Here is an 18207-nt window from a genome sequence, read left to right as displayed (position 1 = left end):
TGATTTAGTTGTTGCTATTCCATCAAGCCCGGTAGCGATACCGGGCTTTTTTATCCCGCCCAATCCACTCACTTTTTAACGGAATAGATTGCGTGAAAATTCTTGTTACTGGCGGAGCCGGTTTTATCGGCTCCGCAGTTATCCGACACATTATTAGCAATACTCGGGATAGCGTTGTTAACGTTGATAAACTGACCTATGCCGGTAACCTGGAATCATTGCGCGAAGTCAGCGATAACGCACGTTACGTATTCGAACATGCTGACATATGCGACAAAGCGGCCATGGAGCGCATTTTTGCCGCTCATCAGCCGGAGGCAATAATGCACCTGGCGGCAGAAAGCCATGTCGATCGTTCTATTACCGGGCCTGCGGCGTTCATTGAAACCAATATTGTCGGTACCTACGTCCTGCTGGAAACCTGCCGCGCTTACTGGTCATCACTGGATGATGCTGCAAAAGCAGCATTCCGTTTTCATCATATATCGACCGATGAAGTTTATGGTGATTTACCGCATCCTGATGAGCAAGCTGTTTCCACGCCATTACCGCTTTTCACAGAAACAACCTCATACGCACCGAGTAGCCCGTATTCCGCCTCCAAAGCGTCCAGCGATCATTTAGTCCGGGCGTGGGTCCGTACTTACGGCCTGCCGGCAATAGTGACTAACTGCTCAAACAATTATGGGCCTTTCCACTTCCCGGAAAAACTTATCCCGCTTGTCATTCTTAATGCCATTGAGAACAAGCCCTTACCGATTTACGGGAAGGGCGATCAAATTCGCGACTGGCTGTACGTGGAAGATCACGCCCGCGCGCTTTATACCGTTCTGACAACAGGCAAACCCGGCGAAACGTATAATATCGGTGGTCACAACGAGAAGAAAAATATTGAGGTTGTACACACCATTTGCGACTTGCTGGATGAAATCGTTCCGAAGGAAAAATCATATCGCGAACAGATAACCTATGTCACAGATCGTCCCGGCCACGACCGCCGTTATGCTATCGATGCGCATAAAATTAGTCGTGAACTGGGCTGGACGCCCAAGGAAACCTTTGAGAGCGGTATACGTAAAACGGTTGAGTGGTATTTAAACAATTCAGAATGGGTTTCTAATGTTAAAAGTGGTGCCTATAAGAGCTGGATTGAACAGAATTATGGGGAGCGCAGGTAATGACGAAGCGTAAAGGTATTATCTTAGCGGGCGGTTCGGGCACTCGACTTTACCCCGTAACAATGGCGGTGAGTAAGCAGCTGTTGCCCATTTATGACAAGCCGATGATCTATTATCCGCTTTCAACGCTGATGCTCGCAGGCATTAAAGATATTCTTATCATCAGTACACCGCAGGATACCCCTCGCTTTGAGCAACTTCTGGGTGATGGCAGTCAGTGGGGGCTGCGTCTCCAATATAAGATACAGCCGAGCCCCGACGGTTTAGCTCAGGCGTTCATCCTTGGCGAAGCGTTTATCGGCGAGGACAACTGTGCTCTGGTTTTAGGGGATAATATTTTTTATGGTCACGATCTCCCCCGATTGCTTGAGGGCGCCGCCAGCCAGGAAGATGGAGCGACCGTATTTGCCTATCATGTCAGCGATCCAGAACGTTACGGTGTGGTGGAGTTCGACAAAGAGGGTACAGCGATAGGTCTTGAAGAAAAACCTCAGCAGCCGAAAAGTAACTACGCCATAACGGGACTCTATTTTTACGATAACGATGTCATTGAGATGGCGAAGAGCTTAAGCCCTTCAGCGCGGGGCGAACTGGAAATAACCGATATCAACCGGCTTTATATGCAGCAGGGAAGATTATCCGTTGCGATGATGCGACGCGGTTATGCATGGCTGGATACGGGGACGCACCAGAGCATGATTGAAGCGAGTAACTTCATCGCCACTATTGAAGAGCGTCAGGGGTTGAAAGTGTCTTGTCCCGAAGAGATTGCATTCCGCAGAGGCTTCATTGATGCCGAACAACTTCGTGCACTTGCAGAGCCTTTGAAAAAGACCGGCTATGGGCAATACCTGCTAAATCTGACTAAGGGATTAGTCTGATTTGAACCTGCTTGCGATAAAGTCTGCGGCATCGTGAAAGAGCGCAGAGTTGCTGGAAGAAAGGCGCTTTGAGCCCTGTTCAGGCAACCCTCAGTCAGGGGGAAGTGCGTTTATCCCCCCAGGGATAACCTTGACAGTGAAATAGCGTTAGCGATAAAAAACCACCAGTTAATCATTGTGGTGACTGTTTGAATGTCATCAGAAACTCATACTGAAGAAGCCAAACGAATGAAAATAACCATTTCCGGAACAGGCTATGTTGGCCTTTCAAACGGTATCCTGATTGCGCAGAACCATGAAGTGGTCGCGCTGGATATTGTGCAGGCCAAAGTGGATATGCTTAACCAAAAGAAATCTCCGATCGTCGACAAAGAGATCCAGGATTATCTTTCAAATAAGCCGCTGAATTTCCGCGCGACGACGGATAAAGAAGACGCCTATCGCGATGCGGATTACGTCATCATCGCGACGCCAACGGACTACGATCCAAAAACCAACTACTTCAACACCTCTACGGTGGAAGCGGTGATCAAAGACGTTATCGCGATTAATCCAAAAGCGGTGATGGTTATTAAATCGACTATTCCGGTAGGTTTCACTAAATCTATTAAAGAGAAGTTCGGAATTGATAATATCTTCTTCTCGCCAGAATTCCTGCGTGAGGGAAGGGCGCTGTACGATAACCTGCATCCTTCTCGTATCGTTATTGGTGAGCGTTCAGAACGCGCCGAGCGTTTTGCCGCACTGCTTCAGGAAGGTGCTGTTAAGAAAGATATCGCGGTACTGTTTACCGACTCTACGGAAGCGGAGGCGATTAAGCTCTTCGCAAATACCTATCTTGCCATGCGTGTGGCCTACTTTAACGAGCTGGACAGCTATGCAGAAAGCCTCGGCCTGAACACCCGTCAGATCATTGAAGGTGTCTGCCTTGATCCACGTATCGGCAATCACTATAACAATCCATCATTCGGTTACGGCGGTTACTGCCTGCCAAAAGACACTAAGCAGCTGCTGGCCAACTATCAGGCGGTACCGAATAACCTGATTTCAGCCATTGTTGACGCCAACCGCACGCGTAAAGATTTCATCTCTGACTCTATCCTTGCGCGTCAGCCTAAAGTTGTGGGCGTGTATCGTCTGATCATGAAGAGCGGTTCAGATAACTTCCGTGCCTCTTCCATTCAGGGCATCATGAAGCGCATTAAGGCGAAAGGGGTGCAGGTTATTATTTATGAACCAGCGATGCAGGAAGATGAGTTTTTCCACTCCCGAGTGATTCGCGATCTGGATGCGTTCAAGCAGGAAGCGGACGTGATCATCTCTAACCGCATGGCGGAAGAGCTGGCGGACGTAGCGGATAAAGTCTATACCCGCGATCTGTTCGGAAGTGATTGATTACTCTTAACGCACGTAAAAAACCCGGCCATGTTGCCGGGTTTTTTTATTTTCAGACCTTGTAGAAAGCGCGATACCAGTCGACAAAGTTTTTCACCCCGTCTTTGACCGAGGTCTGCGGTTTAAAGCCAATAACGTCATATAACGCTTTCGTATCCGCGCTGGTCTCCAGCACGTCACCCGGTTGAATCGGCATCATATTTTTCTCTGCTTCTTTGCCGAGTGCTTCTTCCAGCGCCGTAATGTAATCCATTAGCTCGACCGGGGAGCTGTTACCAATGTTGTAAACGCGATAAGGCGCGGAGCTGGTCGCCGGGGAACCGGTCTCGACGGTCCAGTCCGCATCGGCCTGAGGAATGACATCCTGCAGACGAATAATGGCTTCGGCGATGTCGTCAATGTAAGTGAAGTCGCGCTTCATCTTGCCGTAGTTGTAAACGTCAATGCTTTTGCCTTCAATCATCGCTTTGGTGAATTTAAACAGCGCCATATCCGGACGGCCCCACGGGCCATACACGGTAAAGAAGCGTAGGCCAGTGGTCGGCAGGTTATACAGATGGGAGTAGGTATGCGACATCAGCTCATTGGCTTTTTTGGTCGCCGCGTACAGTGACACCGGGTGGTCTACGGAGTCGTCTGTAGAGAATGGCATCTTGCGGTTCAGACCGTAAACGGAGCTTGATGAGGCATACAGCAGGTGCTGTACCTTGTTATGACGACAACCTTCCAGCACGTTGAGGTGACCCACCAGGTTGGCGTCCGCATAGGCATGCGGGTTTTCAAGGGAGTAGCGTACACCTGCCTGTGCAGCCAGATGGATCACGCGATCAAACTTCTCGCTGGCAAACAGCGCTGCCATCCCTTCACGATCGGCTAACTCCAGCTTGTAGAAAGTGAAATTCGCGGATTTGAGCAAGTCCAGACGTGCCAGCTTGAGGTTCACATCATAGTAGTCATTGAGATTATCAATCCCGACGACCTGGTGTCCGGCATCCAGCAAGCGTTTACTGACATGAGAACCGATAAACCCTGCCGCGCCCGTAACCAAAAATTTCATATCTTCCCTCATTACTTTTCTATCTTGTCGATGCCTGAGGCATCAGAATTGCTATATGATAGCGCGTTGACCGCGAGTTATATAACCCATCTTTCCGATATAACTCATCGGATTCTGATAGAAAAATCGCTGGCAACAGATACACTATGTGAACATGATTATTTTTGCCCTTTTTCATCTGTTAGGGATTGTATGACGCAGAACAACAATACTCCGGTTAATAGCAGTAATGGTCCGGAGCAAATTGATTTACTTGATTTAGTGCTACAGCTGTGGCGTGGGAAGTGGATAATTGGCGCTTTTGTTGCTGTTTTTATCGTCCTGGCGGGTATTTACATTACGGTTGCAAAAGAGAAATGGACCTCTTCCGCAATCATTGCTCAGCCGGATGTGGCGCAGATTGCCACTTACGCCAATGCGCTGAATATCCTGTACGGTAGCGCAGCACCTTCACTGCCGGACATCCAAAACCGTGCTATTGGCCGTTTCAATTCCTCATTTTCTGCTTTAGCGCAAGCGCTCGAAAACCAGGAAATACCAGAAAAGCTGACCATCGACGCTACCGTTAAGGGCCAGCCGCTGCCGTTAAGCGTCTCCTATACCGGTGAGTCTGCAGAAGCTGCGCAAAAACAGCTGGCACAGTACATCCAGCAGGTAGATGAGCAAACGGCGAAGGAACTCGCTCTCGACCTCAAAGATAACATTAAACAGCAGATCACCACGCTAAATGACTCGCTGGAAAACCAGGAGAAGGTTGCTCAGGAGCAGAAAGAGCTGCGTATTAAACAGATCACGGAAGCGCTAAAGAACGCTGATGCAGCGAAAATTACCACTCCGCAGATCCAGCAAACCCAGGATGTGACTCAGGAAACGATGTTCTTACTAGGAAGCGAAGCGCTGAAATCAATGATTGATAACGAAGCATCTCGCCCGCTGGTATTCTCCGCAGCTTACTATCAGACGAAACAAAACTTACTGGATATCGAGAAGTTGAACGTGAAGCCGGATACCATCCACGTTTATCGTTACGTCATGAAGCCGGATCTCCCTATCCGACGTGATAGCCCGAAAAAGGCAATTGCGTTAATTCTGGCGGTGTTACTTGGCGGGGTTATCGGTTCTGGTGTGGTTCTGGGTCGCAACGCACTGCGAAACTACAAGCCCAAAGCCTGATTCACCTGAGATAAAAAAACCGGGGATATACCCCGGTTTTTTTATTTGTGACGCTTTCGAAGATTTTCTATCACCGCCGTCAAATCCAGCTCCTGATCCTGCAGCAGCACCAGCAGGTGATACATCAAATCCGACGCCTCGTTAGTCAGCTCCTCGCGGTCATGCACCGTCGCGGCCAGCGCGGTTTCAACGCCTTCCTCACCCACCTTCTGCGCAATACGCTTGGTTCCGCTTGCATACAGCTTGGCGGTATAAGAACTCTCAGGATCCGCCGTTTTACGCTCAGCCAGCAGCTGTTCCAGTTGGTACAGGAACAACCACTGGTGACTCGCCTCTCCAAAGCAGCTGCTGGTGCCCTTGTGGCAGGTTGGTCCGATGGGGTTTGCCAGCACCAGTAGGGTATCGTTATCGCAGTCGGGCGTAATGCTTACTACATTCAGGAAATGGCCTGAGGTTTCGCCTTTGGTCCACAGGCGTTGTTTGGTGCGCGAGAAAAACGTCACCTTACCGCTGCCGAGCGTTTTTGCCAGCGCGTCCTGGTTCATATACCCCAGCATCAGCACTTCGCCTGAAACCGCATGCTGCACAACCACCGGCAGTAATCCGTCAGTTTTTTCCCAGTCCAGCTGCGCCTGTTGTTGCTCTGTTAACATACCCTGATCTCCACGCCCTGGTCGGCCAGGTACGTTTTTAACTCACCAATATTAATAATCTGTTTGTGGAACACGGACGCGGCCAGCGCGCCGTCAACGTTCGCGTCGCGGAAGGCTTCCAGGAAATGTTCCATGGTGCCCGCGCCGCCGGAGGCGATCAGCGGTACGTGGCAGACCGCACGGACTTTTTTAAGCTGTTCGAGATCGTAACCGTTACGCACGCCGTCCTGGTTCATCATGTTCAACACGATTTCGCCCGCGCCACGCTTCTGCACTTCCTGTACCCAGTCGAGCGTTTCCCACTGCGTCACGCGCGTCCGGCTCTCATCGCCGGTATACTGGTTGACGTGGTACTTGCCCGTTGCGGCGTCATACCAGGTGTCGATCCCAACGACAATACACTGTACGCCAAAACGATCGGCGAGTCGGGTAATGAGCTCCGGCTCGGCCAGGGCAGGGGAGTTGATGGAAATCTTGTCGGCACCAAACGAGAGAATTTTGGCCGCATCGTCAGCGGATTTGATCCCGCCCGCCACGCAGAAGGGGATATCAATCACTTCCGCCACGCGCGCTACCCAGCTTTTATCAACCACTCGGCCATCGCTGGAGGCGGTGATATCGTAAAATACCAGCTCGTCTGCGCCTTCTTCGGCATAGCGTTTTGCCAGCGGAACGATGTCGCCGATGATCTCGTGGTTGCGGAACTGCACGCCTTTCACAACCTGACCATCGCGTACGTCAAGACAAGGGATTATCCGTTTTGCCAGCATTGAATCGCCTCCGTCACAGTAAATTTTCCTTCCAACAGGGCCCGGCCCACAATCACACCCTGCACGCCCGTTTCGCGCAGCGCGGCAATATCTTGCAGATCGCCAATTCCACCCGAAGACTGGAAGGCCACCTGCGGATAACGGGCGCAGACTTCTTCATATAGAGAAACATTAGAGCCCGCCAGCGTACCGTCGCGGGAGATATCTGTGCACAGCACGTGCTTCAGGCCGACGGGCAGATACATCTCGACCAGCGCTTCCAGCGTCACGCCAGAGTTTTCCTGCCAGCCGCTAACGGCAACCTGCTTGTTACCCTGTTCATCAATGCGAACGTCCAGCGCCAGCACCAGCGCATTGGCGCCGAAGCGGCGGAACCAGTCCTTCACCGTATCAGGATCTTTCACTGCGGTAGAACCGACCACCACGCGCGCCACGCCCGCGTCCAGCAGGGCGGCAACATCGTCTTCCGTACGCACGCCGCCGCCAACCTGCACGGGGACATCCACCCCAGCAACCAGCTTTTTGAGCAGTGGGATCTGGCGTTTCGCCGGGTCCTTCGCGCCGGTCAAATCCACGAGATGCAGGACCTGAGCACCCTGCGCGGCATACTCCTGCAGGCGCGGCAGCGGGTCGTTCCCGTAGTCACGCTGCTGCCCGTAGTCACCCTGGTGGAGACGAACAACCGTGCCGTCAATTAAATCTAAAGCGGGAATAATCATCACATCTCCAGGAAGTTTTTCAGCAGCTGCGCGCCCGCGGCGCCAGAGCGCTCCGGGTGAAACTGCACGCCGAAGAAGTTGTCTTTCTGCACGGCCGCCGTAAACGCCTCGCCGTAATTGCACTGGGCGATCGTATTTGCGTTCACCGGCATGGCGTAGCTGTGCACGAAGTAGAAATACGCGCCGTCTTCAATGCCGCGAAACAGGCGGTCGCCAGCTTTGGCGTAAACGCGGTTCCAGCCCATGTGCGGCAGAGGCAGGCCGTGGTCGACCATTTTCGGCACGTCTTCGTCAATAATGCCCAGCAGGTCGACGCCGTTACTCTCTTCGCTCCGGCGGCCCAGGATCTGCATGCCCAGGCAAATGCCCAGCACCGGCTGGGTACAGGCTTTGATAAGCTCAACCAGCTCGCGCTCGTGTATCTGATCCATTGCCGCCTGCGCGGTGCCCACGCCCGGCAGGAATAGCTTGTCGGCGCGCAGCACCACGTCCGGGTCGCGGCTGACCACGGGCTCATAGCCGTGGCGCGAGATGGCCGACTTTACGGAGTTCAGGTTGGCGCATCCGGTATCCAGAATCACCACATTCATTACAGCACTCCTTTCGATGAAGGCAGGGCGTCACCTTCCACGCGAATCGCCTGGCGAAGGGTACGGCCGAAGGCCTTGAAGAGACTCTCCACGCGGTGGTGGTCGTTCTTGCCCTTGGTCTTCAGGTGTAGCGTAAGGCCCATGGTGTAGGACAGTGAACGGAAGAAGTGCTCCACCATTTCGGTACTCAGGTCGCCAACGCGCTGGTAGGTAAAATCGGCTTTATATTCCAGGTGCGGACGACCGGAGATGTCCATTGCGCAGCGCGCAAGGCACTCGTCCATCGGCAGGACAAAGCCAAAACGGTTAATGCCGCGCTTATCGCCGAGCGCCAGCTTCAGCGCTTCACCCAGCGCCAGACCGGTATCTTCCACGGTGTGGTGATCGTCAATATACAGGTCGCCTTTTACCGCGATCTCCATGCGGAAACCGCCGTGGGTGGCAATCTGGTCCAGCATATGGTCGAAGAAACCGACGCCGGTGTGGATCTTGCTGCCGCCTTCACGGTCCAGCCAGACCTTCACGTCTATCTGCGTCTCTTTGGTGTTGCGCTCTACGTGGGAATAGCGGTCACGTTTTGTTAGCTGCTCGCCAATCTTCGCCCAGTTAAGGCTGTTGCGGTCATAGCGTAGCCCCGCGATGCCCATGTTTTCCGCCAGCGTAATATCGGTGATGCGATCGCCGATGACATAGCTGTTGGTTTTATCCAGCGCATCTTCCGCCAGGTAGCGTTCTACCAGCTTCACCTTCGGCTTACGGCAGTCACACTCATCGGCCGGCATGTGCGGGCAAATCAGCACCTCGTCGAATACGACACCCTGAGAGGTCAGTACCTGCATCATCAGATTATGCGGGCCGTCAAAGTCCGCCTGCGGGAAGCTGTCGGTGCCCAGACCGTCCTGATTGGTGATCATCACCAGCTTAAAGCCGGCCTTTTGCAGCTTGAGCAACACCGGAATGACGTCTGGTTCAAACGCCAGCTTGTCGAAACGATCGACCTGAAAATCTGCTGGTGGCTCCGAAATAAGGGTGCCGTCACGATCGATGAAAAGGATCTTCTGGGTCATACTTTCTCCGCTTTCAGGGCGTCAATCACGCGCTGGCTCTCTGCACGGGTGCCTACGGTAATACGCAGGCAGCCGCTCAGGGAGGGTTGTTTATTCTGGTCTCGTAAGATAATGCCCTGATCCCACAAAGATTTAAATACGGCACTGGAAGCGGTGAAGCGCGCCAGGATGTAGTTCGTTTCTGAGTCAAACACCTGCTCCACGCAAGGAATCTCTTTCAGGGCGGTCACCAGATACTGACGCTCCTCAAGAATCTGCGCCACGCGCTCGCGCATCGCGTTGATCCCCTGTGGGGTTAGCGCCTGCGCTGCAATATCAGCAACCGGCGTGGAAAGCGGATACGGGGCGATCACTTTCAGCAGCAGGTCGATGACCTCTTTATTCGCCAGGGTGAATCCGCAGCGCAGACCCGCGAGGGCGAAAGCCTTCGACAGCGTGCGCAGCACCACAAGATGCGGATACTCTTCCAGCCAGCCTGCCAGCGTCGCCTGCGGGCAGAACTCGATATAGGCTTCGTCGGCTACCACCAGGGCTTTGCCGCGCGTCATCTCAAGCAGGGTGCGGATATCCTGCGGGTTGATAATCTGCCCGGTCGGATTGTTCGGGCTGCAAACAAACACCACTTTTACGCCTTCGAGATTGTCGGCAATGCCCTGAAGATCCAGCTGCCAGTTGTCCAGCGCCTGCACGTTGCGGCACGCCACGCCGAAGGTCTCCGCGCTGACGCTGTACATGCCGTAGGTCGGCTGGCAGTACATCACCGCGTCTTTGCCCGGCTCGCAGAAGGCGCGGATCAGCAGCTCAATGCCTTCGTCCGCGCCGCGGCTGACCAGCACCTGCTCAGGCTTCACCCCCGCGTACTGCGCGTAGTTTTCAATAACCGCTTTCGGCTGACACTCCGGATAGCGGTTCAGCGTTTGTTGCGACAGCTCAAACTGCACCGCCGTCGGGAATTCATTGGCGTTCAGCCAGACGTCACCGTTACCGCCCAGACGACGTGCAGACTGGTAAGGCGTCAGGCGACGGACATTTTCGCGGGCTAACTCTTCAATGCTCATGCTTGCTCCTTCAGGGCTGCAACGCGCAGCGTAACGGCATTTTTGTGGGCTGTCAGGCGCTCGGCGCCAGCCAGCGTCTCAATGGTGGACGCCAGCGAGGCAAACCCTTCACGGGAGAGTTCCTGCACGGTCATGCGTTTCTGGAAATCCGCCAGCCCCAGGCTGGAACAGGTAGAGGTGTAGCCATACGTCGGCAGAACGTGGTTGGTGCCGGAGGCGTAATCGCCCGCGGATTCCGGTGACCAGTCGCCGAGGAACACCGAGCCCGCGCTGGTGATGCTGTCGACAAGATCGCGCGCGTTGCGGGTCTGAATAATCAGGTGCTCCGGGCCGTACTGGTTGGAAATGGCGATGCACTGCGCCAGATCGCGCGCCACAATCAGGCGGCTGGCCGACAACGCCTGACGTGCCGTTTCGGCGCGGGGCAGGTCGGCAAGCTGGCGCTCGACGGCTTCGCCGACGCGCGTGGCCATATCGGCATCCGGGGTTAGCAGTATCACCTGCGAGTCCGGGCCGTGTTCAGCCTGCGAAAGCAGGTCGGACGCCACGAAATCCGGCGTTGCGCCGCTGTCGGCAATGACCAGTACTTCAGACGGACCGGCAGGCATGTCAATTGCCGCGCCGTCCAGACGCTGGCTGACCTGGCGCTTGGCTTCGGTCACAAAGGCGTTGCCCGGGCCAAAAATTTTGTCGACCTTTGGAATGGATTCGGTGCCAAACGCCAGGGCAGAAATTGCCTGCGCGCCGCCCACTTTATAGACCGCCTGCACGCCGCACAGCTTCGCCGCATACAGAATCTCGTCGGCAATCGGGGGCGGTGAGCAAAGCACCACTTTCTGGCAGCCGGCGATGCGCGCCGGGGTGGCCAGCATCAATACGGTGGAGAAAAGCGGGGCAGAGCCGCCGGGAATATAGAGGCCGACGGACGCAACCGGACGGGTCACCTGCTGACAGCGCACGCCGGGCAGGGTCTCGACATCCACGGTCTGCAGCTTTTGTGCGGTGTGGAAGGTATCAATGTTTTTCACCGCGACGGCCATCGCCTGCTTGATGTCGTCACCCAGACGATTGCTGGCATCGATGATTTCCTGCTCGGTTACCCTCAATGCGCCGACGTTCGTCTTATCAAACTTTGCGCTGTACTCACGCAGCGCGTCATCGCCGCGGGCTTTGACGTTATCAAGGATCTCTGCCACTGTGCGTGAAATGCTTTCGGAGGCGGAAATCGCCGGGCGCATCAGCAGCTCGCGCTGTTGCGCTTCGCTACGCGTATTCCAGTCGATGATTGTGTTAAAACCCATGGCCGTTACTCCATCATCTTTTCAATTGGCAGCACCAGGATAGAGCTTGCCCCCAGCGCCTTCAGTTTTTCCATGGTTTCCCAGAACAGGGTTTCGCTGCTGACCATGTGCATCGCCACGCGCTGCTGATCGCCCGCCAGCGGCAGGATGGTTGGGCGCTCAGCGCCCGGCAGCAGGGCAATCACTTCATCCAGACGCTCGGTTGGGGCGTGCATCATGATGTATTTGGATTCACGCGCCTGAATCACGCCCTGAATACGGGTCAGGAGTTTGTCGATCAGCTGCTGCTTCGCGTCAGCCATCTCGCCATCGCGCTGGATCAGGCACGCTTTGGATCGGTAGATCACTTCAACTTCGCGCAGGCCGTTCGCTTCCAGCGTGGCGCCGGTGGAGACCAGGTCACAGATGGCGTCCGCGAGACCCGCACGCGGGGCCACTTCAACAGAGCCGTTCAGCAGACAGGATTTAAACTGCACGCCTTTCTGGTCCAGGTAACGCTTTAACAGGTGAGGGTAGGAGGTGGCGATACGTTTTCCGTTCAGCGCGGCTGGGCCGTCCCACGCTTCATCGACTGGCGTCGCCAGCGACAGGCGGCAGCCGCCGAAGTCCAGGCGGCGCAGGGTGAAGTAACGCGGGTCTTCACCCTGAGCGCGGCGGGTCAGCAGCTCTTCTTCCAGCACGTTTTCACCTATGATGCCGAGGTCAACGACGCCATCCATGACCAGGCCTGGAATATCGTCATCACGCACGCGCAGAATGTCGATGGGCATGTTTTCAGCCAGAGCAATCAGACGCTGGGTGTGCAGGTTAATTTTAATCCCGCAGCGGGCCAGCAGTTCGCGTGAATCGTCACTCAAACGGCCTGATTTTTGAATAGCTATGCGTAAACGTGAGTTATCTAACATTCTTTATTCCTCGTTAACCTGTTTTAACCTGTCTGAATTTGGTCCAAAAAAAAGCCCCCGGAAGAAGATCTTCCGGGGGCTTTTTCATGCGTTCATGCACCACTGGAAGATCCAAACGTCTTCCAGCACACATCGCCTGAAAGACTAGTCAGGATGATGGTGATGATGGTGGTGTTTAAATTGAACGCGTGTCATATAAATTCTCGATGAATGCTTATTCATTTGATGTCTTTTAACCTAAACCAGTTATACGACATATTGCAAGGGCTTTTTTTGATCATTAATTCATTTCATATTGATGCTATGAATTGTGTGTTCTGCCGGGCTGGCGTAGCCTTATAAAAGACGAGTGAGAGTCAGGAGAATTCGCATGAAAAAGGTCGCGATTGTCGGTTTAGGATGGCTGGGAATGCCGCTGGCGATGTCATTAGCCGCGAAAGGCTGGCAGGTGACCGGGAGCAAAACCACGGCGGATGGGGTAGAGGCAGCGCGCATGTGCGGTATTGACGGCGTGGAATTGCGCCTTGAGCCGCAGCTGGTGTGCGATGCTGACGATCTGGACACGCTGATGAACGTCGATGCGCTGGTGATAACCTTACCCGCCCGTCGCAGCGGGCCGGGCGAGTCATTTTACCTGCAGGCGATGCAGGAGATTGTCGACAGCGCGCTGGCGCACCATGTTCCTCGCATTATTTTTACCAGTTCAACCTCGGTCTATGGTGAGGTTGAAGGCGTAGTGAAAGAAACTTCCGAGCGCCGTCCCGTTACCGCGAGCGGGCAGGTCCTGAAAGAACTGGAAGACTGGCTGCATAATCTTCCCGGTACGCAGGTCGATATCGTCCGTCTGGCGGGACTAGTCGGCCCCGGGCGTCATCCGGGACGTTTTTTTGCCGGGAAGTCTGCGCCAGACGGCCAGCATGTCGTCAACCTGGTGCATCTTGGCGATGTCATTGGCGCGATCGAACTCCTCTTACAGGCTCCAAAAGGTGGACACATCTATAATATATGTGCACCGTCTCATCCCGCGCGCAGCACGTTTTACCCGCTGATGGCGCGCCAGCTGGGCCTTGCTCCGCCGGTTTTTGGTGAGACAAAGGATGACAGTAAAGGCAAAGTTGTTGATGGCAATCGCATTTGCCATGAGCTGGGGTTTGAGTATCAGTATCCCGATCCGCTGGTGATGCCCATGGAATAAGTCCCGCAGCGGAGACGATCGCGTACCGGAAGGGGGCGAATATGAAACCGCTGCTGGATGTTCTTATTATTCTGGATGCACTGGAAAAAGAGGGGAGCTTTGCGGCTGCGTCGGCAAAGCTCTTTAAAACCCCTTCGGCGCTGAGCTATACCGTTCAAAAGCTGGAAAGCGATCTCAATATCCAGATCCTCGATCGCTCCGGGCACCGCGCGCGGTTCACCCGTACCGGGCAAATGCTGCTGGAAAAGGGACGTGAAGTCCTCCATACCGTTCGCGAGCTGGAAAAACAGGCCGTCAAGCTCCACCAGGGGTGGGAAAATGAGCTTGTTATTGGCGTGGATGATACTTTTCCCTTTTCTCTCCTGACGCCGCTGATTGAAGCCTTCTTTCAACACCACAGCGTGACCCGGCTAATCTTTATCAACGGCGTGCTGGGTGGCTCCTGGGATGCCTTAACCCAGGGCAGGGCGGATATTTTTGTCGGCGCACTCCATGAACCACCCCAGTTGAGCGAGTTTGGTTTTGCCCGTCTGGGCGTGCTGGAGCAGGTATTCGCCGTGGCACCCCATCATCCGCTGGCTCAGGAGCCAGAGCCCTTAAATCGACGCGTAATTAAGAGCTATCGCGCGATAGTGGTCGGGGACAGTTCTCGTCCAGAGTGTGCGGTTTCCTCGCAGCTGCTTGACGAGCAGGAAGCCATTACCGTTTTTGACTTTAAAACCAAGCTGGAGCTGCAGATAAGCGGTCTGGGCTGCGGCTATTTACCCCGCTATCTGGCGCAGCGGTTTATCGACAGCGGTGCGCTTGTTGAAAAACAGGTACTTGCTCAAAGCAGTAATGAATCGGTGTGGGTAGGCTGGAATGAACAAACTGCCGGGCTGGCCAGCGCCTGGTGGCGGGACGAAATTTTAGCAAATAGTGCTATCGCCGCCGTTTACTCTCAGCCCGACGTCCAGAAATCAGCCAGTTAGCAAAAAGAAAATCGTCCCGCGCTTTGCAAAGTATTGCCTTTTGTATCCGATGTGGGGCAAAATGCCGCCGCTGCAACCAAATGAATAATCGACGATATAAAAGGCGTCGGTTATTTTTTTTTGCATGTACGAAACGAAACTAAAAACCAAGAGGCCGGGCTTCGTACCGGATAGATATTTACTAAAATCCGACAGTTGTTGTCGCTGAGGAAGAAAGAAATGGGGCAATTTTTAGCTTACGTGGCGGTTATCACCGTAAAGGAGAATAACTATGTCGCTTAACGCAACTCCAAACACCTCTCGCGTGGAATTACGTAAAACGCTTACGTTGATTCCGGTTGTTATGATGGGCCTGGCCTATATGCAACCAATGACGCTGTTCGATACATTCGGTATCGTATCAGGCCTCACGGACGGTCATGTGCCGACGGCTTACGCCTTCGCGCTGATTGCAATCCTCTTTACCGCGCTCAGCTACGGTAAACTGGTGCGTCGCTATCCGTCTGCCGGTTCCGCCTACACCTACGCCCAGAAATCCATCAGCCCGACAGTTGGCTTTATGGTGGGCTGGTCATCGCTGCTCGACTACCTGTTCGCACCGATGATCAACATTCTGCTGGCAAAAATTTATTTTGAAGCCCTGGTGCCGTCGATTCCATCCTGGATGTTCGTCGTGGCGCTGGTGGCCTTTATGACGGCCTTTAACCTGCGCAGCATCAAATCCGTTGCCAACTTTAACTCCGTTATCGTTGTGCTTCAGGTTGTCCTGATTGCCGTTATTCTTGGCATGGTGATCTACGGCGTGTTCCACGGCGAAGGCGCTGGCACCCTGGCGAGCAGCAAGCCGTTCTGGTCTGGTGATGCACACGTGATCCCGATGATTACCGGGGCAACTATTCTCTGCTTCTCCTTTACCGGTTTTGACGGGATCAGCAACCTGTCTGAGGAAACCAAGGATGCAGAGCGCGTCATTCCGCGTGCTATTTTCCTGACGGCGCTGATTGGCGGTCTGATCTTTATTTTCTCGACCTATTTCCTGCAGCTGTACTTCCCGGATATCTCTCGCTTCAAGGATCCGGATGCGTCTCAGCCGGAAATTATGCTCTATGTGGCGGGTAAAGCGTTCCAGGTTGGCGCGCTGATCTTCTCCACCATCACTGTACTGGCGTCCGGTATGGCTGCGCATGCAGGCGTTGCGCGTCTGATGTACGTCATGGGCCGTGATGGCGTATTCCCGAAAAGCTTCTTCGGCTACGTTCACCCAACGTGGCGCACGCCGGCGATGAACATCATCCTGGTCGGTGCAATTGCGCTTCTGGCGATTAACTTTGACCTGGTGATGGCAACAGCGCTGATTAACTTCGGTGCGCTGGTAGCGTTCACCTTTGTTAACCTGTCGGTTATCTCTCAGTTCTGGATCCGCGAAAAGCGTAACAAGACGCTGAAAGATCACTTCCAGTATCTGTTCCTGCCGATGTGCGGTGCCCTGACCGTGGGCGCGCTGTGGGTTAACCTGGAAGAGAGCTCTATGGTGCTTGGTCTGATTTGGGCGGCAATCGGCCTGGTTTACCTGGCCTGCGTCACGAAGAGCTTCCGTAACCCGGTTCCTCAGTACGAAGACGTTGCGTAATACTGTGTCGGGTGGCGGCTACGCCTTACCCGACCTACAAACCCCGTAGGGGACAAAAAAAAGCCGGAGACATCGCCTCCGGCTTTTTTATATTCATCACTCAGACTATCTCTTGCGCGTACTTGAATAACGCTTTCAGCAGCGCCTGCTTCTCTTCGTTCCCTTCGTATTGACCGTAAAGCATCTCCAGCTCCTGTGCGTAGTTGTGCAGATACTCTGGCGTAAACACGTTGCGACGATGCTGCAGCCAGCGTTCCTGCTCTGCTTCATCCAGCGTGCCGGGGTAGTTACGCGCGCGGTAATTAAACATCAGTTTTTCGATGCGTTTATCGGCGAAAGTGATATCCAGCGCCGGTAAGTTACGCGGCTCGGTTTGCAGCACGATATTCATGGCCGCGCGATCGGCATCGCTGAAGAACCCGTTGTACAGCTGGGCATCCACGTTTTCTGACGGCACGAACGGCTCGGCTTCGGCAAAGATGGCGACCACTTTCTCACGCACCTGCGGGTTTTCACGCAGTACTTTCAGGTTATCAAGGCAGTGCTGTCGGTTAATGCCCAGCCTGTCGGCATCTTCCGGGCGCAGCGTATTCGCCTGCGCCAGTACCGGGCATTTATTGATATGCACCAGTTTGACCGGCACCGCAGGCAGATCGCCGAGTTCATTTTTCGGGGTGTAAAGCCGCTCGCGCAGGGTATCGCTGTCGAGCTCCAGCAGCGGCGAAATGTCGCCGGCTAAATCCACCATGATGACCGCATTACGGTTGTCCGGATGCCACGCCAGCGGTGCGACCCAGCTGGTATTGCCGCGCCAGGCGCCAAACATGCCGGAAATATGCACCAGCGGCTTCATCTGCGGCACGTCAATCAGCGTGGTCAATTTCTGCTTGCTGCGGTGGCTCAGCAGATACTCAAACAGCCTTGGCTGCGCGCTTTTCACCAGCCTCGCCATGGCAATGGTGGCATAGACGTCCGCCATCGCGTCGTGGGCATTGCTGTGCTCTATACCGTTGGCGCGCGTCAGGTGCTCCAGCCGGAAGCTCGTCAGCCCTTCCTCATTTTCCGGCCAGTTGATGCCTTCAGGACGCAGGGCATAGCAGGCGCGCATGATGTCGAGTAAATCCCAGCGCGAATTGCGGTTCTGCCAGCTCCAGGCGTAGGGATCGTAGAAGTTGCGATAAAAGATGTTGCGCGTCACTTCGTCATCGAAACGGATGTTGTTGTAACCGACCACGCAGGTATGGGGGACGGTGAACAGATCGTGGATGCGGCGGGCGAACTCCGCCTCGCTAAGGCCTTTTTCCCGCGCTTCCTGCGGCGTGATCCCGGTGACCATGACCGCGCCCGGCTGCGGCAGGTAGTCATCAGCGGGCTTACAGTAGAAGACCTCAGGCTCGCCAATGATGTTGAATTCGTCGTCGGTGCGGATGGCGGCAAACTGCGCCGGTCGGTCCAGCGCCGGGTGAGTGCCAAAGGTTTCGTAGTCGTGGAACAAAAAAGTCGGGCGTGCGGCAGAGTCAGACACCAGTAATACCATCCTGTTAAAAAATGACGTGACTATGGTAAACGATCGCGCGGGCCAGACCGAATAAAAAGCACCGTTGTGACACAAATTTGCGCGGCAGCTTCAGCGGAAAATCTGCGTCCTGTCACATTTTTTTGCA

19 protein-coding genes and 1 other annotated feature are annotated in these 18207 nt (G+C 54.4%); of the genes, 8 read left to right on the top strand and 11 right to left on the bottom strand.

Features of this window, described 5'->3' with window-relative positions; genetic code table 11:
• Positions 1-92: 92 nt before the first annotated feature.
• The 3 genes from rfbB (at position 93) to ugd (ending at position 3454) form a co-directional block, all read left to right on the top strand.
• Positions 93-1178, top strand: coding sequence for a dTDP-glucose 4,6-dehydratase (rfbB, locus tag ACWHWP_RS15150; protein ID WP_447855929.1), 1086 nt, complete (start codon positions 93-95; stop codon positions 1176-1178).
• On the top strand, positions 1178-2059 hold the full coding sequence (gene rfbA, locus ACWHWP_RS15145) for a glucose-1-phosphate thymidylyltransferase RfbA (RefSeq protein WP_252068358.1): 882 nt from the start codon (positions 1178-1180) through the stop codon (positions 2057-2059). The genes rfbB and rfbA overlap by 1 nt, the downstream gene beginning before the upstream one ends.
• 228 nt (positions 2060-2287) lie before the next feature.
• On the top strand, positions 2288-3454 hold the full coding sequence (gene ugd, locus ACWHWP_RS15140) for a UDP-glucose 6-dehydrogenase (protein WP_447855928.1): 1167 nt from the start codon (positions 2288-2290) through the stop codon (positions 3452-3454).
• A 52-nt stretch (positions 3455-3506) separates the two neighbouring features.
• Here ugd and ACWHWP_RS15135 read toward each other — a convergent pair whose 3' ends face one another.
• On the bottom strand, positions 3507-4511 hold the full coding sequence (locus ACWHWP_RS15135; protein ID WP_063431908.1) for an NAD-dependent epimerase: 1005 nt from the start codon (positions 4509-4511) through the stop codon (positions 3507-3509).
• 192 nt (positions 4512-4703) lie between these two features.
• Here ACWHWP_RS15135 and wzzB point away from each other — a divergent pair, with 192 nt between their 5' ends.
• A complete protein-coding gene (gene wzzB / locus ACWHWP_RS15130) occupies positions 4704-5684 on the top strand; it encodes an LPS O-antigen chain length determinant protein WzzB (protein WP_447856690.1) in 981 nt (326 codons plus the stop codon).
• Between the two features lie 41 nt (positions 5685-5725).
• Here wzzB and hisIE read toward each other — a convergent pair whose 3' ends face one another.
• The 9 genes from hisIE to hisL form a co-directional block, all read right to left on the bottom strand.
• The gene (hisIE, locus tag ACWHWP_RS15125; RefSeq protein WP_447855927.1) at positions 5726-6337 is read right to left on the bottom strand and encodes a bifunctional phosphoribosyl-AMP cyclohydrolase/phosphoribosyl-ATP diphosphatase HisIE; all 612 of its coding nucleotides are present in this window, start codon (positions 6335-6337) and stop codon (positions 5726-5728) included.
• The gene (hisF, locus tag ACWHWP_RS15120; protein ID WP_059311169.1) at positions 6331-7107 is read right to left on the bottom strand and encodes an imidazole glycerol phosphate synthase subunit HisF; all 777 of its coding nucleotides are present in this window, start codon (positions 7105-7107) and stop codon (positions 6331-6333) included. Before hisF ends, hisIE begins: the two co-directional genes overlap by 7 nt.
• On the bottom strand, positions 7089-7826 hold the full coding sequence (hisA, locus tag ACWHWP_RS15115) for a 1-(5-phosphoribosyl)-5-[(5-phosphoribosylamino)methylideneamino]imidazole-4-carboxamide isomerase (RefSeq protein WP_447855926.1): 738 nt from the start codon (positions 7824-7826) through the stop codon (positions 7089-7091). The genes hisF and hisA overlap by 19 nt, the downstream gene beginning before the upstream one ends.
• Entirely contained in the window at positions 7826-8416 is a 591-nt protein-coding gene (hisH, locus tag ACWHWP_RS15110) for an imidazole glycerol phosphate synthase subunit HisH (RefSeq protein ID WP_059311171.1), read from the bottom strand. Before hisH ends, hisA begins: the two co-directional genes overlap by 1 nt.
• Positions 8416-9483, bottom strand: coding sequence for a bifunctional histidinol-phosphatase/imidazoleglycerol-phosphate dehydratase HisB (gene hisB, locus ACWHWP_RS15105; protein ID WP_059311172.1), 1068 nt, complete (start codon positions 9481-9483; stop codon positions 8416-8418). The genes hisH and hisB overlap by 1 nt, the downstream gene beginning before the upstream one ends.
• Positions 9480-10541 carry a histidinol-phosphate transaminase gene (gene hisC / locus ACWHWP_RS15100; RefSeq protein WP_059311173.1) on the bottom strand — a complete coding sequence of 354 codons (1062 nt, stop codon included), beginning with the start codon at positions 10539-10541 and terminating at the stop codon, positions 9480-9482. The genes hisB and hisC overlap by 4 nt, the downstream gene beginning before the upstream one ends.
• Positions 10538-11842: a histidinol dehydrogenase gene (gene hisD / locus ACWHWP_RS15095; RefSeq protein ID WP_063957624.1), complete on the bottom strand. Its 1305-nt coding sequence runs from the start codon at positions 11840-11842 to the stop codon at positions 10538-10540. The genes hisC and hisD overlap by 4 nt, the downstream gene beginning before the upstream one ends.
• Before the next feature lie 5 nt (positions 11843-11847).
• On the bottom strand, positions 11848-12747 hold the full coding sequence (hisG, locus tag ACWHWP_RS15090; protein WP_000886595.1) for an ATP phosphoribosyltransferase: 900 nt from the start codon (positions 12745-12747) through the stop codon (positions 11848-11850).
• A 45-nt stretch (positions 12748-12792) separates the two neighbouring features.
• Positions 12793-12916: a sequence feature (His leader region), on the bottom strand.
• On the bottom strand, positions 12892-12942 hold the full coding sequence (hisL, locus tag ACWHWP_RS15085; protein WP_001364200.1) for a his operon leader peptide: 51 nt from the start codon (positions 12940-12942) through the stop codon (positions 12892-12894). It overlaps the preceding feature by 25 nt.
• Positions 12943-13117: 175 nt before the next feature.
• On the opposite strand from hisL, the gene ACWHWP_RS15080 reads away from it, so the two are divergent.
• The 4 genes from ACWHWP_RS15080 to plaP all read left to right on the top strand — a co-directional run bounded on the left by ACWHWP_RS15080 (position 13118) and on the right by plaP (position 16543).
• Positions 13118-13942, top strand: a complete 825-nt coding sequence (locus ACWHWP_RS15080; RefSeq protein WP_047346457.1) for an SDR family oxidoreductase — start codon at positions 13118-13120, stop codon at positions 13940-13942.
• Between the two features lie 41 nt (positions 13943-13983).
• Positions 13984-14913: a LysR substrate-binding domain-containing protein gene (locus ACWHWP_RS15075; protein WP_059311175.1), complete on the top strand. Its 930-nt coding sequence runs from the start codon at positions 13984-13986 to the stop codon at positions 14911-14913.
• Positions 14914-15132: 219 nt separating this feature from the next.
• A complete protein-coding gene (gene yoeI / locus ACWHWP_RS15070; protein WP_417063699.1) occupies positions 15133-15195 on the top strand; it encodes a membrane protein YoeI in 63 nt (20 codons plus the stop codon).
• On the top strand, positions 15185-16543 hold the full coding sequence (gene plaP / locus ACWHWP_RS15065; RefSeq protein WP_447855925.1) for a putrescine/proton symporter PlaP: 1359 nt from the start codon (positions 15185-15187) through the stop codon (positions 16541-16543). Before yoeI ends, plaP begins: the two co-directional genes overlap by 11 nt.
• A gap of 100 nt (positions 16544-16643) precedes the next feature.
• Here the strand turns inward: plaP and sbcB are convergent, their stop codons facing one another.
• Positions 16644-18080, bottom strand: a complete 1437-nt coding sequence (gene sbcB / locus ACWHWP_RS15060) for an exodeoxyribonuclease I (RefSeq protein WP_415270342.1) — start codon at positions 18078-18080, stop codon at positions 16644-16646.
• Between the last annotated feature and the right edge of the window lie 127 nt (positions 18081-18207).

Source organism: Enterobacter sp. WI-ESBL-E8 (assembly GCF_053364895.1).
Note: the sequence above shows the minus strand (reverse complement) of the source record. Positions and strands in the feature narration are given on the sequence as shown.

Excerpts from the sequence above, each read along its gene's own strand:
- ACWHWP_RS15080 (WP_047346457.1), top strand. The coding sequence starts at position 13,118 with ATGAAAAAGGTCGCGATTGTCGGTTTAGGATGGCTGGGAATGCCGCTG.
- hisIE (WP_447855927.1), bottom strand. The coding sequence starts at position 6,337 with ATGTTAACAGAGCAACAACAGGCGCAGCTGGACTGGGAAAAAACTGAC.
- hisB (WP_059311172.1), bottom strand. The coding sequence starts at position 9,483 with ATGACCCAGAAGATCCTTTTCATCGATCGTGACGGCACCCTTATTTCG.
- plaP (WP_447855925.1), top strand. The coding sequence starts at position 15,185 with ATGTCGCTTAACGCAACTCCAAACACCTCTCGCGTGGAATTACGTAAA.
- rfbA (WP_252068358.1), top strand. The coding sequence starts at position 1,178 with ATGACGAAGCGTAAAGGTATTATCTTAGCGGGCGGTTCGGGCACTCGA.
- wzzB (WP_447856690.1), top strand. The coding sequence starts at position 4,704 with ATGACGCAGAACAACAATACTCCGGTTAATAGCAGTAATGGTCCGGAG.
- ACWHWP_RS15135 (WP_063431908.1), bottom strand. The coding sequence starts at position 4,511 with ATGAAATTTTTGGTTACGGGCGCGGCAGGGTTTATCGGTTCTCATGTC.
- hisD (WP_063957624.1), bottom strand. The coding sequence starts at position 11,842 with ATGGGTTTTAACACAATCATCGACTGGAATACGCGTAGCGAAGCGCAA.
- hisC (WP_059311173.1), bottom strand. The coding sequence starts at position 10,541 with ATGAGCATTGAAGAGTTAGCCCGCGAAAATGTCCGTCGCCTGACGCCT.
- ugd (WP_447855928.1), top strand. The coding sequence starts at position 2,288 with ATGAAAATAACCATTTCCGGAACAGGCTATGTTGGCCTTTCAAACGGT.
- hisA (WP_447855926.1), bottom strand. The coding sequence starts at position 7,826 with ATGATTATTCCCGCTTTAGATTTAATTGACGGCACGGTTGTTCGTCTC.
- hisH (WP_059311171.1), bottom strand. The coding sequence starts at position 8,416 with ATGAATGTGGTGATTCTGGATACCGGATGCGCCAACCTGAACTCCGTA.
- hisG (WP_000886595.1), bottom strand. The coding sequence starts at position 12,747 with ATGTTAGATAACTCACGTTTACGCATAGCTATTCAAAAATCAGGCCGT.
- sbcB (WP_415270342.1), bottom strand. The coding sequence starts at position 18,080 with ATGGTATTACTGGTGTCTGACTCTGCCGCACGCCCGACTTTTTTGTTC.
- ACWHWP_RS15075 (WP_059311175.1), top strand. The coding sequence starts at position 13,984 with ATGAAACCGCTGCTGGATGTTCTTATTATTCTGGATGCACTGGAAAAA.
- hisF (WP_059311169.1), bottom strand. The coding sequence starts at position 7,107 with ATGCTGGCAAAACGGATAATCCCTTGTCTTGACGTACGCGATGGTCAG.